This window comes from Deinococcus betulae, from assembly GCF_020166395.1.
GTDB classification, from domain to species: domain Bacteria; phylum Deinococcota; class Deinococci; order Deinococcales; family Deinococcaceae; genus Deinococcus; species Deinococcus betulae.
Genome location: NZ_JAIQXU010000005.1, coordinates 111,008 through 127,398 on the forward strand (window position 1 = coordinate 111,008; position 16,391 = coordinate 127,398).

General features: G+C 65.5%; 14 protein-coding genes. 11 read left to right on the top strand and 3 right to left on the bottom strand.

Annotation, left to right across the window (positions count from 1 at the left end):
• Positions 1-44: 44 nt before the first annotated feature.
• The 6 genes from recD2 to pyrG all read left to right on the top strand — a co-directional run bounded on the left by recD2 (position 45) and on the right by pyrG (position 7,880).
• Positions 45-2,180, top strand: a complete 2,136-nt coding sequence (gene recD2, locus K7W42_RS05850; protein WP_224573066.1) for an SF1B family DNA helicase RecD2 — start codon at positions 45-47, stop codon at positions 2,178-2,180.
• Positions 2,181-2,464: 284 nt separating this feature from the next.
• Complete coding sequence (locus K7W42_RS05855) at positions 2,465-4,456, top strand: DUF4900 domain-containing protein (RefSeq protein ID WP_224573067.1); 1,992 nt, start codon at positions 2,465-2,467, stop codon at positions 4,454-4,456.
• Complete coding sequence (locus K7W42_RS05860) at positions 4,453-4,908, top strand: pilus assembly FimT family protein (RefSeq protein WP_224573069.1); 456 nt, start codon at positions 4,453-4,455, stop codon at positions 4,906-4,908. The genes K7W42_RS05855 and K7W42_RS05860 overlap by 4 nt, the downstream gene beginning before the upstream one ends.
• The gene (locus tag K7W42_RS05865; protein WP_224573071.1) at positions 4,895-5,320 is read left to right on the top strand and encodes a hypothetical protein; all 426 of its coding nucleotides are present in this window, start codon (positions 4,895-4,897) and stop codon (positions 5,318-5,320) included. The genes K7W42_RS05860 and K7W42_RS05865 overlap by 14 nt, the downstream gene beginning before the upstream one ends.
• On the top strand, positions 5,317-6,126 hold the full coding sequence (locus K7W42_RS05870; protein ID WP_224573073.1) for a PilW family protein: 810 nt from the start codon (positions 5,317-5,319) through the stop codon (positions 6,124-6,126). Before K7W42_RS05865 ends, K7W42_RS05870 begins: the two co-directional genes overlap by 4 nt.
• 92 nt (positions 6,127-6,218) lie before the next feature.
• A complete protein-coding gene (gene pyrG / locus K7W42_RS05875) occupies positions 6,219-7,880 on the top strand; it encodes a CTP synthase (RefSeq protein ID WP_157457391.1) in 1,662 nt (553 codons plus the stop codon).
• A 125-nt stretch (positions 7,881-8,005) separates the two neighbouring features.
• On the opposite strand, the gene coaE is transcribed toward pyrG, so the two are convergent.
• Positions 8,006-8,641 carry a dephospho-CoA kinase gene (coaE, locus tag K7W42_RS05880; protein ID WP_224573075.1) on the bottom strand — a complete coding sequence of 212 codons (636 nt, stop codon included), beginning with the start codon at positions 8,639-8,641 and terminating at the stop codon, positions 8,006-8,008.
• Between the two features lie 231 nt (positions 8,642-8,872).
• Between coaE and K7W42_RS05885 the strand changes: the two genes are divergently transcribed.
• The 4 genes from K7W42_RS05885 to K7W42_RS05900 all read left to right on the top strand — a co-directional run bounded on the left by K7W42_RS05885 (position 8,873) and on the right by K7W42_RS05900 (position 13,125).
• On the top strand, positions 8,873-10,036 hold the full coding sequence (locus K7W42_RS05885; protein ID WP_439648852.1) for a tetratricopeptide repeat protein: 1,164 nt from the start codon (positions 8,873-8,875) through the stop codon (positions 10,034-10,036).
• Between the two features lie 300 nt (positions 10,037-10,336).
• Complete coding sequence (locus K7W42_RS05890; RefSeq protein WP_224573077.1) at positions 10,337-10,924, top strand: CAP domain-containing protein; 588 nt, start codon at positions 10,337-10,339, stop codon at positions 10,922-10,924.
• Positions 10,925-11,610: 686 nt separating this feature from the next.
• Positions 11,611-12,189 carry an NADPH-dependent FMN reductase gene (locus tag K7W42_RS05895; RefSeq protein ID WP_224573079.1) on the top strand — a complete coding sequence of 193 codons (579 nt, stop codon included), beginning with the start codon at positions 11,611-11,613 and terminating at the stop codon, positions 12,187-12,189.
• Positions 12,190-12,579: 390 nt separating this feature from the next.
• On the top strand, positions 12,580-13,125 hold the full coding sequence (locus tag K7W42_RS05900) for a hypothetical protein (protein ID WP_224573081.1): 546 nt from the start codon (positions 12,580-12,582) through the stop codon (positions 13,123-13,125).
• A gap of 54 nt (positions 13,126-13,179) precedes the next feature.
• On the opposite strand, the gene K7W42_RS05905 is transcribed toward K7W42_RS05900, so the two are convergent.
• The gene (locus K7W42_RS05905; RefSeq protein WP_224573083.1) at positions 13,180-14,889 is read right to left on the bottom strand and encodes a DNA polymerase/3'-5' exonuclease PolX; all 1,710 of its coding nucleotides are present in this window, start codon (positions 14,887-14,889) and stop codon (positions 13,180-13,182) included.
• Complete coding sequence (gene hisJ, locus K7W42_RS05910; RefSeq protein WP_224573085.1) at positions 14,882-15,667, bottom strand: histidinol-phosphatase HisJ; 786 nt, start codon at positions 15,665-15,667, stop codon at positions 14,882-14,884. The genes K7W42_RS05905 and hisJ overlap by 8 nt, the downstream gene beginning before the upstream one ends.
• A gap of 273 nt (positions 15,668-15,940) precedes the next feature.
• Between hisJ and K7W42_RS05915 the strand changes: the two genes are divergently transcribed.
• Positions 15,941-16,291, top strand: a complete 351-nt coding sequence (locus K7W42_RS05915) for a DNA-binding protein (RefSeq protein WP_157457384.1) — start codon at positions 15,941-15,943, stop codon at positions 16,289-16,291.
• The last annotated feature ends 100 nt before the right edge of the window (positions 16,292-16,391 follow it).

Below are 16,391 nucleotides of genomic sequence, written 5' to 3' on the forward strand. Positions count from 1 at the left end.
TCGCTCACGCCGGAATGCCTGGGGTCACGCTATGCTGTGAGTCCATGTCTGCCGCCCCCCCCACCGAGGCTTTCCGCGTGTCTGGCGGCGTCAATAAGGTGCGCTTTCGCGCCGAATCCGGCTTCACGGTCATGTCGGCGCGCATCCGCAACACCGAGGGCGAGGACCCCGACGCCACCGTCATCGGCGTGATGCCTCCACTGGAAGCCGGGGATACCTTCAGCGCCGATGTGCTAATGGAAGAACACCGCGAGTACGGTTATCAGTACCGCGTCGTGAACATGGTGCTGGAGGCCCAGCCGGCTGACCTGACGGAGGCCGGGGTGGCGGCCTATCTGGAAGCTCGCGTGGGTGGCGTGGGCAAGGTGCTCGCCGGGCGCATTGCCAAGACCTTTGGGCCAGGCACCTTCGACATTCTGGAGTCCGACCCACAGCGCCTCTTGCAGGTGCCGGGGGTGACGCAAAGCACCCTGCACAAGATGGTGCAGAGCTGGTCGCAGCAGGGTCTGGAGCGGCGCCTGCTGGCGGGGTTGCAGGGGCTGGGCCTCAGCATCTCGCAGGCGCAGCGGGCGGTGAAACATTTCGGGGAAGCGGCTCTGGAACGTCTGGAGGCCGACCTCTTTGCCCTCACCGAGGTCGAAGGCATCGGCTTTGTAACGGCCGACAAGCTGTGGCAGGCGGCGGGCGGCACGGGCGACGACCCCCGGCGCCTGACCGCCGCCGCCGTGTACGCGCTCCAGCAGGCCGCGCAGCAGGGGGGCCACAGTTATCTGCCGCGTGGCCGGGCCGAGAAGGGGGTGGCGCATTACACCCGTGTGACCCCCGCTCAGGCCCGTCTGGCCGTGGACACCGCCGTGGAACTGGGCCGCCTGTCCGACGACACCCCGCCCCTGCTGGCCACCGAGGACGCGCTGCACGATCCCAGCCGTATCTACCTGCCGCCGGTGCTGCGCGCCGAGAAGAAGCTGGCCGGTCTGATCCGCACCTTGCTGGCGACCCCGCCCGCCGGCACCGACTGGACGGTGCCCAAGGGGGCAGCCAAGGGGCTCTCGGCCGAACAGGCCAGCGTGCTCGACCTCCTCGAAGACAACCGCCTGGTTGTGCTGACGGGCGGTCCCGGCACTGGCAAAAGCACGACCACCCGCGCGGTGGCGGACCTGGCAGAGAAACTGGGCCTGGAGGTCGGTTTGTGCGCTCCCACCGGCAAAGCCGCCCGCCGCTTGGGCGAAGTGACGGGACGCACCGCCAGCACCATTCACCGTCTCCTGGGCTACGGCCCGGCGGGCTTCCGGCACAATCACCTGGAACCGGCGCCCTATGACCTGCTGATCGTGGACGAGGTCAGCATGTGCGGCGACGGCCTGATGCTCTCACTGCTCTCGGCGGTGCCGCCAGGTGCGCGGGTTCTGCTGGTGGGCGACACCGACCAATTGCCCCCGGTGGACGCGGGGCTGCCCCTGCACGCCCTGACGCAAGTGGCCCCCACTGTGCGCCTGACGCAGGTGTACCGTCAGGCGGCGCAGAATCCGATTATCCGCGCGGCCCACGAACTGCTGCACGGGCAGGCGCCCGCGTGGGGTGACCCCCGCCTAAACCTGACCGAGACCGAGCCGGATGTGGGCGCCCGCCGCGTGGCGCTGCTGGTGCGCGACCTGGGCGGCCCGGCGCAGGTGCAGGTGCTGACCCCCATGCGCAAGGGGCCGCTGGGCGTCGAGATGCTCAACCAACACCTGCAAAGCCTCTTTAACCCCGGCGAGGGCGGCGTGCGGATTGCCGACGGTCAGGCCCGCCCTGGCGACGTGGTGGTGCAGACCAAGAACGACTACACCAACGAGGTGTTTAACGGCACGGTGGGCACGGTGCTCAAGGAAGGCAGTGGCCGCCTGACCGTGGATTTTGACGGCAACGTGGTGGAACTGGCCGGCGCCGAACTGTTCAACCTGCAACTGGGCTACGCCCTGACCGTTCACCGCGCGCAGGGCAGCGAGTGGGGCACGGTGCTGGGCGTGCTGCACGAGGCCCATATGCCTATGCTGAGCCGCAATCTGGTCTATACCGCCCTGACCCGCGCCCGTGAGCGGTTTTTTGCAGTGGGATCAGGCAGCGCCTGGGCCAAAGCGGCAGGCCGCCAGCGTGAGGAAAGGCATACAGCCCTTCTGGAACGTATTCGCGGAAAATAACCAGGACCGGTATCGAAGCTGTCAGCGGCTTTCTACAGCTGGGCCGAATTCGTGGAGACAAGAGAAGCGTGTAAACTCGCTTGCTCCGCTGTCTCGCAGACTCGCCCGCAGAGGTAGGCATTGAGCTTTGGGCGTCAGATACTCATCGCTAGCCTCTGCCGCTTAGCGGCGAGATTGGCTGCTCTATGACAGAAATCTGTCGGTTTGCCAAGCGGATATGAGGAAATTCACACTCCCCAACCAGGGGGGTGAGATTTTTCGCATTCTTTGCTCATACTGGCTTTATGCCGCCGAACGACCGCACCCAGGGTGCCACTCTCATCGTGTCCCTGCTGCTGGTGATGTTGATGCTGGCCGTCATCATGAGCGTGACGGCTCAGGTCACGCTGTCCACGCGGCGATCTAGCGCTGACCAAGACGCGATCCTGCGCGCGCAATATGCCGCCGAATCTGGCGCGGCGCGGGTGCAGGCGCGATTGCGGGCGGCCAGTGACCTCTTGGCCCAGGCCAAATTTGCCCAGGGCACGACGATTCCCGAGGTTGAGGCCCAGGTGGCGGCCCTTTGCGGCCTGACCAGCTTGCCCTCACCGCTGGCCCTGGGCGCCACGATCTGCGATCTGTCCGCTCGTCCGCAAGGCCTCAAGGAGTCCGGTGCCACGAACGCGCGGGTCAGCGTGCTCCTCAGCACCGTCAGCGCCGCCGCTTTCGCCACTGTGGGTCTGCTCGGCGCCACCGACGCCGACCGCACCCGGTTCTGGTCCGACCTGTTTTCGGGTGTAGAAGGTGTGGACCTTGGTGGAAGCCAGGACGGCGCGACCTTCAGCGCGCGTTACGGCCTGAAGCCGGTTGCAGTCGTCAAATCCAGTGTCAATGGCTACCGCCTCATCTTTCAGGTTCCAGACGTGACTGTCACTGGGCAGGCTGGCGGCGCTACCCGACAGGTTAAGGTGCGTGCGTCGCAAGAGGGGCTGAGTCTGCTTATTGAGCGGCCTTCGTTGGCGCCCAACGCCCTCTTTACCAACCACCACTACCTCAGCGGCGCGTCGGAAGGCAAAGGCGAAGGCATCTATTTCACGAGCCGCACGCTCTTTAGCGGTCCGGTGCACACCAACCAGCACCTGAATATCGTCGGCAAACCCTGGTTCGGAGGCGCCGTCAGTAGCGCTGGCTGCCCAGCGGGGCAAATTACCATGGGCCCCAACGGGCCGCAGTGCGCTGTGGCGGGCGTTCCCGGCGCTGTTCTTAATGGGACATTCGTGGCGGCTAGTGCGATGCCCGATCCGCAGGCTCCGTCGGTGTGCGAGAGCGGCAATACCAATTGCGCGGCGCCTACTTTTAATCAAGGTGTCAATTGGTCGGCCTCTTACCTGCAACTACCGGAAAACGGCAACGATCAGCAGGCGGCGGCGCAGGTGGGCGGCGTGGCCATCCCCGGCGACGTCAGCGAATTGCAGCTGTATCAGGCCCCTCTGACCCCAGGTGGGCAGAACGTGCAGCGCCTGACCTACACCGTGCCGGGGGCCACTGGCCCTGTCACCGTGCAACTGGCCATAGATAGCAACAAAAACATGTTGATGTGGGACGGCACGGCCTGGGTAGGCGCGGCCCGGCAGGCGGACGGCAGCTTTACGCCGGGTGTGTCCTCTGCTTTTAACGGCGTGCTGTACGTGGGGGGCAAGGTGGCCAATCTGAACGCTGGCCCCAACAGCAGCAATGGTGGCGCCGCTGTGGCGTCGTTCAGTGGCCTGACGCTGGCCGCTGCAGGCGACATTAACATCACCAGCAGCCTGCGCTACGCCGACCCGCCCTGTGCAGGGCAGCATGTGCGCAACGGCGACGGCAGCGTGACGCCCGCCGCCTGCACAAACCTGAACACCCGCAACATCCTGGGGATCTACTCGGCCCAGGGCAACGTGAACCTGATGAAAGACCAACTAGGGAACGACCCTGCCATTCACGCCGTCCTGATGGCGGGTACAGGTGCCGTGCAGGTGGATAAATATAACCAAGGGACCTCTCAGGGCACCGTGAACCTGATCGGCGGCATTATCGAAAACTATTACGGCGCCTTCGGCACTTTCGATGGCGACACAGCGAAAACGGGCTACGGCCGGAACTTCGTCTTCGATCCGCGCACCCTGCAGGGCTACGAGCCGCCCTTCTTTCCCACCGCCCGCACCTGGAAACTTACCCTGACCGAGGAGGCTGGGACTCAACCGCTGACGGCATCTTTGCGCCTGCGCGGCGATACGGTGAATGCTGGAGAAGGACAGTGAGCGCCCAGACCCAGGGCTTTACTCTGCTAGAACTGCTGGTCGTCATGGCCATTCTGGGCATTCTGGCGGGCGTGTTGGGCCTGAATCTCCTGAGCAGCTACCGCGGCGCTCAACTGCGCGAAGCGGCTTCGCAGATGAGCGGCGACCTGCGCCAAGCCCGCAGCGACACGCTGAAAACGGGCCAAAGCGTAGGCATCAACGTCACTCTGAACAGCACGGCCTATACCGTGACACGCGGGGCGGGCACGGCTACTCAGTCCCAGACTCGAACCTTGCCCAGCGGCGTGGTGGTGGCAGAGGAAGTCGGTGAGACCGAAGTCACTTATCAGGCGCCCACAGGGACCATTGGTGGGAATGGCGTGGTCTGGACGCTACGTCACCCCGGCGGCCGTCAAATCAAAGTCAAGGTGGTTGGCATCACCGGAAAGGTCATGATCGATGCGACAAATTAACCCCCGTATCCAGGGCATTACCATCGTGGAAGTGCTCGTCGGTGTACTGCTGGTCAGCGTTATTGTGATGGTTGTGCTGACTCCGCTGACGGGCTTCTTCGGTCTGACTCGGCGCAGCACCCAGCAGGTAGGCGCCACCCAGGCGGCCCAGCAGATTCTGGAGACTGTCCGGGGTGATTGGCTTTCACCGGCCGTATACGCCCAGCGCTGCACGACCGCAGACTTGAGTGGCGGCAACCTCACCCTCACCGTGACTAACTTAGACCTGGACGGCAATACGGCAGGCGAAGCACCCATGCACCCAAGCTGCAACGGCAACTCGCCGGACCTGGCCCCAGCGCGGCGTGTCAGTGTGACGGTGCGGGACGGCGCGGCGCAGTCCACCCTGAGCGTGGACGTGGCCCGGCCATGAGCAGCCGCAACCATGGCTTTACGCTGATTGAACTGCTGGTGGCCGTCGCTCTGGCACTGATTGTGCTGTTTGCGGCTTCCAATCTGCTGATTTCCAGTTCCAGCAGTGCCACAAATCTGCAGGCCCGCAACGACATGGCGCAAGAAGGGCAAATTGCCCTGAACTACATCGCGGCCAATGTCAGGGAAGCGGCGTATGTGTATCCAAATGGGACCACGCTAAATCTGGGTGGGGGAGACACCACACGGCGACCTGGAGGCGGCAACTGGGTGGTGGGCAACAGCACAGCGCCCATCTTGGCATTCATTAAGGCTCCCCGTCTTCCTGTTGCGGGCTGTTGGAAGGTGACGGAAAACGAGCTAAATGACGATAAAGCCTGTTATAAGTTCGTAGCGTATTACCCTGTCCTGCGAAGCGCTTGGGTGGCGGCTAGTACCGGCCAGAATAACCCTGGCTCCGATCTTGCCAATGGTGAGCGCTGGCTTCTGGTCGAATACCGCAAGAATCTGCCTCTCAACTCTCCACCAACCTTAACCAACCTCGCCGGCCTCAATGTGGCCAGCAGCAGTGGCCGTCTCCTGCTTGATTACGTGCAGCCGGCTGTGCCTAATCTGCGTCCCCTCTTCAGCGTTCAAGCGGACAGCCCACAAACACCTGGCAATGTGCGCGTCACCCTGAACCTGAGCCTAAGCCGCCTGGTTGAGCGCCGCGAGATTAATATCCCGGCGCGCCCCTCGCCCGACCCGGCCACCTGGACACAGACCCTCAGCGCCGCGCCGCGCAACATCGGCACCCTGGCCCCCTAGCCCTGGCGCGTGCTAGCATGAAATCCCGGAGGCCGAGCGCCCCGGTTTTTCTTTTTGGCCCCCAGGGCGGGGTCAGGCGCTCGCGGCTAGAGATGAAATATATCTTCGTAACAGGCGGCGTGGTCAGCAGCCTTGGCAAGGGCGTGGCAAGTGCAAGTCTGGGGGCGCTCTTGCGGGCACGCGGCTACAAGGTCACGGCCGTCAAGATTGACCCGTACATCAACATTGACGCGGGTACCATGCGGCCCTACGAGCACGGCGAAGTGTTTGTAACAGCCAGCGGCGCCGAAACCGACCTGGATATTGGCAACTATGAGCGCTTTCTGGACCTGGACATTCCGCCGGGCAGCAACATCACTACCGGGCAGGTGTACCAGGAGGTCATCCGCAAAGAGCGCGCCGGCGATTACCTGTCACAGACGGTGCAGGTCATTCCGCACGTCACCGACGAGATCAAGCGCCGCATTCGCGCGGCGGGCGAGACGGCCGGGGCCGAGATTGTCCTTATTGAGGTCGGCGGGACGGTGGGCGATATTGAGTCTCTGCCTTTCCTCGAAGCCATTCGGCAGTTCAAGTTCGACGAGGGCGACGAGAATGTCCTGTACCTGCACCTGACGCTGGTGCCGTACCTGGGCACCTCCAACGAGTTCAAGACCAAGCCCACCCAGCACTCGGTCGCCGAGCTGCGCAGTGTGGGCATCAGCCCCGACATCGTGATGGTGCGCAGCAAGGAAAAGCTGCCGCCGGAAATCACGCGCAAGATTGCCGCCTTTACCAGTGTGCGTGAAAACCGCGTCTTTTCCAGCTACGACGTGTCACACGTCTACGAGGTACCCCTCGCCTTGGAAGAACAGGGCCTGGGCAAAGTGGTCGAAAGTCTGCTGGGCCTGGAGCGGATTCACCCCAGCCTGGGCGTGTGGCAGAACGCTGTTAAGACCATCAAGCAGCCCGCGCGTGAAGTCACGATTGCCATTGCGGGCAAGTACACGGCGATGCCCGACGCCTACCTGTCCCTGATGGAGTCGCTGACCCACGCGGGCATTGCCAACGACGCCCGCGTCAATATTCGCTGGGTCAACGCCGAGGAACTGGCCGACCCCAGTGTGTCTGACGAGGACGTGCAGGCGCAGCTGGCCGGCGCGGACGGCATTCTGGTGCCGGGCGGCTTTGGCATTCGCGGCATTGAAGGCAAGATTCGCGCCGCGCAGTACGCCCGCGAAACCGGGACGCCGTATCTGGGCATCTGCCTGGGGATGCAGATTGCCGTGATCGAATACGCGCGTCACAAGGCGGGCCTGACCGGGGCCAACTCGGCCGAGTTCGATGAATACGCGCCTCACAAGGTCATTGACCTGATGCCCGAGCAGCTGGAAGTGGCGGGTATGGGCGGCACCATGCGCCTGGGCGACTGGCCCATGAATCTGGAAGGCGGCACCAAAATCGCCGAGCTGTACGGCGTGGCCGGCGGCGGCACCGTCAAGGAACGTCACCGTCACCGCTTTGAGGTCAATCCCGCCTATACAGGGCAGCTGAAAGACGCGGGCCTGGTGATTAGTGGCGTGACCCCCGGCGTGGCCGGACGCGGCGCGGGGCTGGTGGAAACCATCGAGATTCCGGGGCACCCTTTCTTCGTGGCCCTCCAGGCTCACCCTGAATTCAAGAGCCGCCCCATGCGCCCCAGCCCGCCCTTTGCAGGGTTTATTGCTGCGGCCCTCAAGGAAAGTGGGCAGCCAGCCGTGGGTAGTGATAACTGACAGCGGTCTTTGGTGCAGTTGAGGCGTTCTCTCAGCTGCCCTAACTGACACCGAGGGGTGCACTGTCAGTCCAGTGTGAAGCGGAACCAAAAGCCAGCACTTACGAGTACAGGAAGGGACGCTGCTTAAATGGCGTCCCTTCCTGCTGCGCCTCTGGTCCACTCCGGGCTTATCAGTATTCTTTCCACCTGCGCTTCCAGCCCTGCCATATCGCTGCTGTTCTCAATGACCCAGGTGGCGCGGCGGCGTTTCTCATCTGCGGGCAGCTGGCGGGCGTCACGGGCTAGGATGTCGTCCTGGGTCAGGCCGCCTCGGGCCAGGGCGCGCCTCAGCCGCACGTCCAGCGGCGCGTCCACGACCAGCACGGCGTCCATCTGGGCGTCCAGACCACTTTCAAACAGAAGTGGGACGTCCTGCACCACCCAGACCTCGCCGCGAGCAGCCGCCTGCGCTTCAAGGCCGCTCATCCGCGCCCGCACGCGCGGATGAACGATGGCGTTCAGGTCAGCCACCGCCGCCGGGTCGGGAAAGACGCGGGCGGCCAGGCCCGCACGGTCCAGCACACCTGCTGTCACGGTGCCGGGAAACCGCGCCTCTATCTGGGTCAGCACCTCCGGTTCCTGGGTGACCAGGCGCGCCTGCTCGTCGGCGTCCAGCACGGTCAGGCCGCGTGCGCGCAGTAGGCCAGCCACTGTACTTTTGCCCGCGCCGATGCTGCCAGTCAGGCCCAAGCGGCGGGGTGGGAGAGGGTCGGCAGTCACGCCCCGACTGTACCGCCCTCTAGTCTCACCCGGTTCTGTGACGGGCTTCATCAGACCGGCGTCACCGGGGCGCAGAACACTGCGGCCTATGTTCAGCTTCTGCGGCTCCTGGCCCTCTCACGGCCACTTCACCCGGTTTGTCGGCGTTCTCACGTATCATGGCGTTATGCCTGTTTCTGGCAGGGTGAGGCCGGCGCTGCACAAGGCGCCGGGCCGCACGGAGGTTTCCGAGTGAAGCGAAGCACGACCAAGACCGGCCTGCTGGGCCTGCTGATGACCCTGGGGCTGGCGGCCGCGCAGACGGCCCCCACGACTCCGGCCACCCCCGCCCCGGCCCAGGCCGCCCCAGCGGCTCCGCGCGCCATCCCGGCGGCCAACTACGTGGCGCTGGGCGTGTATTACTACGAGCAGGGTCAGTTTGACCAGGCCTACGTGGCCTACCGCGCCGCCAGCGAACTGGACCCGCGCAGCCCCGAGGCCCTGATTGGCCTGGGCCGCTCGCAGGTCAAACTGCGGCTGTACAGCGCCGGCATCGAGACCCTGCGGCGCCTGATTGGCCTGGACAGCCGCAACTTTGACGCCTATATCTCGCTGTCGCAGGCATATGTGCAGCAGTACATCGGTGCGGGCGACCGGACCAGTGTGGCGACCAACCTGAATGAAGCCCTGCGTGTCCTGACCGACGCCGAGGCGCTGGCCCAGGGCGGCACGACCCGCGCCGTGCAGCTCAGCCGCGTGTGGAATGAACGCGGCTATGTCTACAAGTTGCAGGGCGACGCCAGCAAGGCCATCGACGCCTTCAAGCAGGCGATTACCCTGAACGGCGAGAACGCGATTTTGCTGTACAACCTGGGCGACATGTACTACGCCACCGGCAACCTGCCCCTGGCGCTGGACAGCTTGCAGCAGGCCGTCATCGTGGACCCGCGCGACCCCTACAACCGCGCCTACTACGCCAAGCTGCTGGCCCTGAGCGGCAACCTGACGGCGGCGCGCCCCGAAGCCGCGCAGGCAGCCCGCCTGGCGCCCAGAAACGCCTACGCGGTCGGGCAGTACGGCGTGGTCAGCTACCTGGCCAAAGACACCACCACCGCCCGCGCCCAGCTGACCCAGGCCATCACCCTGGACCCGCTGCGTTACCCCGAGTTCTATTACTACCTGGGCCGCCTGGCCCTGGACGGCGGCGACCTGAAGACCGCGCGCGACAACCTGACCCGCGCCGCCGCGCTGGGCAGCAGCACCCCCGAATACATCTATTACCTGGGCCTCAGCTACGAGCGCGGCGCGGGGGCTGTGGCCGCCGACCGCCTCAAGGCGCGCGAGAATTATGAACGGGCGCTGCAACTCAGCCCCAGCTACAAGCCGGCTCAGGACGGGTTGAACCGCGTGAAATGAGGCCTGGCGCGGCGCTGAGCCTTGTCACAGAACTCTGACAGCGCCCCGCCTTCAAAACCCTGCCCTTCTAGACCCCCTGGCGTGCCCCCGCCGGGGGGGCTGTCTTTGTAAGTGCATGGTGCCAGCAGGGAAAAGCTGCTTGAGGACACTCTTTCTTGCCCTGGTCAGAGCAGAGCAGAGGCTTGGTAGCAGGATAAAGACGTTCATGTTGCCAGGAGTGAGCGGCATGAAAGGAGCAGATTTGTACCGTGAGGGCACTTCAACCGCTTCAGGTCACTGACAGCGAAAAAGGACCCTCACATGACCAAGACTGCCCTGACCATCCTGATTCCCTTTAGCCTGCTGCTGGCCTCCTGCGGCGGCGCACCCAGTACCCCCAGCGCCAGCGCGGCCCCCGCACCAGCCGTGGGCAGCAGCGGCTCGACGGGCGGTCAGGGGGGCAGTGTGCCCAGCGCAGGCGACCAGACCATGAGCGCCCAGGAAGCCCAGGTGCTGAAGGAAGTCAACGAGGCCCGCGCCCAGGCCCGGTCCTGCGGTGGTCAGGCGTTTGCCGCCGCCCCCGCTGTGACCTGGAATGGTTACCTGGCGGCTTCGGCCCGTGGCCACGCGACCGACATGGCGGCCCGCGCCTACTTTGACCACAACACCCCCGAAGGCCGCACCCCCGCGCAGCGCATGGAAGCGGCCGGCTACAGCAGCTGGCGCCAGGTGGGCGAGAACATCGCCGCTGGCTACACGGTGCAGAACGTGGTGCAGGGCTGGATTGACAGCCCCAGCCACTGCAAGACCCTGATGGACCCCGGCCTGAAGGAACTGGGCGTGGGCTACACCTACCGCCAGGGCAGCCCCTACGGCACCTACTGGGTCCAGAACTTCGGCACGCGCTAAGGGCGCTGTGCCTGCGCACCGGGGTTGAAGCCGGGCGCACGCGATAACTCTAGGGCGGGACGGTTCTGTGAGGGGAACCGTTCCGCCCACTTTTGTCGTGTCGGGAGGGTGAAAGCAGGGGAGCAGACGTTGACATTAGGCACGAGTTGCTTCTGACGTTGGCTCTGCTGAAAGGGCGTGCGCGGGGCCTGAAGTTTGTCTTGCGTCGCTTGGAGCTCGGCTTTCAAAACGTGCCCCTGGGGCTTCTGGTCTTTCGTCAAGGTGGTTGGCCATCCGGCGCCATCCTGCCCCCTTTGTGGAGGGGCCTGCGCCCTCAAAAGCTTATAAGCCGACGTGGACGACGCAAGAAGACGAGGAGTCGCCACTGAACGGGTGGAGCCACCGCCAATGGCCTCATCCAGACCTAAGTGGTGTGATGGCAGGGCCTCTTGGCGAGGTCTGTAGATTTGACTTTGAGGCAAAGATGCAGAAGCCAGCACACTTCAAGAGCCCTTGTGAGATAGAGGCCAGGAACTTTATGGCGCAGTGAACACCATGAGTTGACAGTTCTGCATCCATATGAGGTGCTGGGCCTCTAAACATGAAGCCCCCCCTCTGGCAGTCCGGGCTGCTGTGGGTTATGACTTGATTTGAAAAGCCAAGTGGGTTTTTCCTCGCCGCTTTCTCCTGCTCCCGGAGGCCCCACCATGAAAATCGCCGTGATTATTGGCAGCACCCGCGCCACCCGTTTTGCTGACAAGCCGGCCGCTTGGCTGCGCGGCATCGTGTCACAGCGCACCGACGCTGAGTACGAGTTCGTGGACCTGCGCGACTATCCCATGCCCTTTTTCGACGAGGTGGCTTCCAACCTCTGGGCGCCGACCCAGAACGAGGTCGCCCTGCGCTGGCAGCAAAAGATTGCAGAGTTTGACGGCTATATCTTCCTGACCGCCGAGTATAACCACGCCCCGACAGGGGTGCTGAAGAACGCGCTGGACTACGCTTATGTGGAGTGGAACAAGAAGCCCGCCGCATTTGTAGGGTACGGCTCGGTGGGCGCGGCGCGCGCCATTGAGCAGCTGCGTCAGATTGCCGTGGAGCTTCAGATGGCGCCTATCCGCACGGGCGTACATATTCAGGGCGCCGACTTTTTCGGGGCCTGGCAGGCGGGGGCGGCGCTAGAAGACATGGCGCATCTGCAACCCGGCGTCCAGAGCATGCTGGATGAACTGCACTGGTGGGCCTCGGCCCTGAAAACGGCGCGGGAAGCGACTGCGGTGTCCTGACAGCGGCTGACACTTCTGCCCCTAGGGCAAAGGACACCCCCTCAACTCCACTTCCGCCGCAGGCTCTTGCGGTCACGTACTTTGTTCGCCCCAGCGCGGCTCAGGGCCTCCTTCGTTCAACCGCTCTGGGTTCCGCTGTCAGGATGGACTGAAGTGCGCCCCTCTGGCCATGAGGGGGCGCGTGTTGTTCTGCCCGTCCCAGGCGACCGCACGTCAGATACAGCTCGGGAACAGAGCCCTGGCCTGATTACCCCAGAGGAAATGCACCTCCAGAGGCACGGTGAACCCTGCTCAGCCAGTTGGCCCATGCCTTTAGCGAGCCTCGCGCATAAGGTGCTGACCATGACCTGGCGAGACGACACCCAGTAGGCCCTTTGGAGGGGGCCTGCCATGAGCGGACGTCTCTGGAAGCGTGAGCAGCACACACGCCGGCTTATTTCTCGTCATCTTCAGCAGCATATTCAGCCGTTTTGGGGCTACGGAGAGCCGCCGGAGGTTCAGGCGGCCTGGCCCCGCCGCAGGTGGCGTGAACTGGGGTGCTTTGAACAGTGGGCGGAGGCGCAGGTCGTGGCCTCCCGGCACCCTGGTTCGGTGCTGGAGCCGGTATGGCGTTACTGCCGCAAGCCCAAGCCGCACCGGCAGGTGATCGGCTACCGGGTGGGGGTTGTGACCCGGCTGGGAGCGCCGTACCGCACCCCTGTCACGACCTGGGCGCTGGAGGAAGCGGCCGCGCGTCACCAGCAGACGCAGGCACGCCGCTGGTTAAAGCGCGGAAGCCTGAAGGGCGGCATTGCGGCTTCCACCCGCAGCTCTCGGCGGCGTTGGCGCCGTGCTGGACAGCAGATCTGTAGGCTGGCCCTGCGTGGCGACCTGGACACTGCAGGCGCCCTTGACCCACAGCCCCGGCGGCTGGGTGTGATGTGGGACATCTGGTAAAGAAAAAGCGAGAGGGCGCCGCTTCATAAGGCGCCCTCTCGCTGTGAACTTTGACTATCTGCTCCGCCCCGCCCGCTGCTCGGCCACAAATGCCAGGAACTCGCCTTGTTCCAGCGTATTAACCACCTGTGCCGGGGTCAGGCCCGCCTTGCGCGCGGCCATCACGCCGTATTTCGCGTCGGCCAGACCGGCAGGCACGTGGGCGTCGGTGTTGATGGCGAACTTCAGGCGATCACGCCAGCGCAGAGCTGCCCGCCAGTCCAGGTCCAGGCGGTAGGCGTTGGCGTTGATTTCGACCACGGTGCCGTTCTGCGCGCAGGCGGCCAGCACCGCGTCCAGGTCCAGGGCGTAGCCGGGGCGGCGCAGGAGCAGGCGCCCGGTGGGGTGGCCCAGGATGGTCACGAGGGGGTGCGCGGCCGCGCGAATCAGGCGCTCGGTCTGCCGCGCGGCGTCCAGGGTAAACAGGCTGTGGACGCTGGCGACGACGTAATCCAGCTGCTCCAACACCTCGTCGGGATAATCCAGCGAGCCGTCGTCCAGAATGTCCACCTCGGCCCCGGCCACCAGGGGCAGCCCGGCGGCCTGCAACTCACGCACTTCCTTGAGCTGGGCCAGCAGACGCTCGATGCTCAGGCCGTTCGCGTAGTGGGCGGCGCGCGAGTGGTCCCCGGTGCCCAGGTAGCCGTGCCCCAGCCGCACAGTTTCGCGCGCCATGTCCGCCAGGCTGGCCGCCCCGTCGGACCAGGTGGAGTGGGTGTGCAGCATGCCGCGCAGGCTGGCCACTGTTACCAACTCGTCTGGATGCGGGAGGGTCGTCCAGAGGTCATCATGCTCGGGCTCGCGGTATTCGGCGGGGCGCAGCGTGAGGCCCAGGGCCGCCGCCACCTCTGCCTCGGTGGGCGTGGACAGGGGCTGGGCGCCGCGCAGCAGGCCGCGCCCGGTCAGGTCCAGGCCTCTGGCACTGGCCTGGGCGCGCAGCTGCTCGCGGTACGGCGCGCTGCCGCCCATCAGCAGGTCCAGGGCGCCGCGTGTGGCGGTTTCTGCGTAGGCCACTTCCACAGGCACGCCGTCCACCCGGCCCGCCAGCACGGGCTTGTCTTCGACCGGGGCTAGGTCTTCCACCAGGCCGCCCAGTCGCCTCGTCAGGTCGTCGGGGGTGCCCGTCACCGTCACGCGGGCCACGCGCACCGTGTCCAGCCCCCGGCGCACGTCGCCACTGGGGCGCGGGTCAAGGCCGTTCAGGCGGGCACACAGCGCCCCCACGACCTCAGCGGCGGTGCTCAGGTGCTGACGCTCCTGCGAGGCCAGCGCGAACTCTACCGCCGCCAGAAAGCTGGCCGCACTTTTGGCCCCAAAGCCCTTCAGGGCTGCCACCCGCCCGTCGCGGCAGGCTTCGCGCAGACCCTCCAGCGAATCAATCCCCGCGTCCCACAGCGCGCGAATCTTCTTCGGCCCCAGGCCGCGCACCCGAAACAGGCTCAGCACGCCGGCCGGAATCAGGCTGGCGGCGTCTTCCAGGGGGCCAAAGACGCCCGTCTCGGCGTAGGCCAGCAGATCAGCGGCAATCGCCTTGCCCACCTTGGGAATACCCGCAAACTGCCGGGCCACCAGGGCCTCGGGTTCGGCGTCCACCGCTTCGAGGCTGCGCGCGGCGCTGCGGAAGGCCTGCGCCCGGAAGGGGTCGTCGCCTACCCCCAGCAGGTCCAGCAGGTCGGCGGTGGTTTTGAGCACCGAAACGAGGTCCTTGCGCGTGACCTCAAGCATGGCTCACCCGCCCCTGATACGTCACTACGCGCCCGCCCACGTCGTGAATCTGCTTCAGAGCCGCCGCGAAATGAAACCCCACCTCCTCGGGTTTGTGCGCGTCGCTGCCCAGCACGAAGGGAATGCCACGCTCGGCGGCCAGGCGGGTCAGGTCGGGGGCCGGGTAAGCCTCGGCCACGGGTTTGCGCCAGCCGGCCGTGTTGAAATCCAGGGCCAGGCCGCGCTCGGCCACCACGTCCAGCGCGTGCAGGGCGGCGTAGCCTTCGGGGTCGCGGTGCCCGAACTTCTTGGGCAGGTCCAGATGCCCGATGGCGTCAAACAGGCCGCTTCGGGCTGCGCCTTCCACCAGGCCGTAATACTGCGCGTAGAGCTCGCGCAGGTCGCGCGCCTCGTACTCGGCCACGAATTCGGGGTTGTCAAAGCCCCAGGCGCCCAGGTAATGCACGCTGCCGATCACGTAGTCCCAGGGATACGCCGTCAAGATGTCCTCTACAAAGCGTTCGGTGCCAGGGTGAAAGTCCGCTTCCAGGCCCAGCCTGACTTCCAGCCGCCCGGCAAACTCGGCTTGCACAGCGCGCACCTCCTGCACATACTCGTCCAGCTGGTCGCGGCGCATGCGCCACGGCGCGTCGTACCACGCAGGCATGGGCATGTGGTCGGTAAAGCACAGCCCGGCCAGCCCGGCCGTCAGGGCCGCCTGGGCGTACTCGCGCGGCGTGCCGGTGGCATGCCCGCACAGCGGCGTGTGCAGGTGGGAATCGAACAGGGGAGACGCCATAGGGCACAGGGTACGGGGCGCGGGCCCGTCAGGCGGCGTGCCGCGCAACAAATTGAACAAGAGGGCCGGAGAGAAAGGCCACTCTCTGGTCAAAAAGACTGGTGCGCAGGCGCTCTCATCGGCCATGAGCAGCTTGCATCAGGCTCACCGTGCCAGCCGCCGCCAGTGCGAGCCTGCAAAGGCAATTCAGGGCCAGTGACCCTTCTCCACGTCTTCTTCAGATTGCGCCCCTGGGTACAGCTTGCCCCGGTCCTGGCTGGCACGGTGGCCCCTATGGCAAAGACCAAAGTTGACCTGACCATCCCCAAAGGCGTGCAGGCCAATGCCCAGCGGGGCCTGGAGTTGCGGAGGGAACACGGCTACGGCGGCACGAAAGTCGGCGAGGCCACCGCGCACCTGCTGGCGGCAGGTGGCGCTGTCACGGCGCGCAAGGCCCGGCACATCAGCCGCTATTTTCCGCGCCACGCCGGTGACAATCTGGACGAAACCGGCAAAAGCGGTAAGCCCTCGCGCGGCTACATCGCCTGGCTGTTGTGGGGCGGCGACGCTGGGCGCACCTGGAGCGAGAAGGTGGTGGGCCAGCTGGACCGGGCCGAGACCGGGGCATCTGCTCAATCGGCTTGAGGCCCCTGGGCCGCGCCCCTTAGGCTAGGGCGTGACCTCAAACCACATGGCGGCGCTCCGGGCGCTGGGCCCCCACGTTTCCGGCCAGGCAGAGGACCAG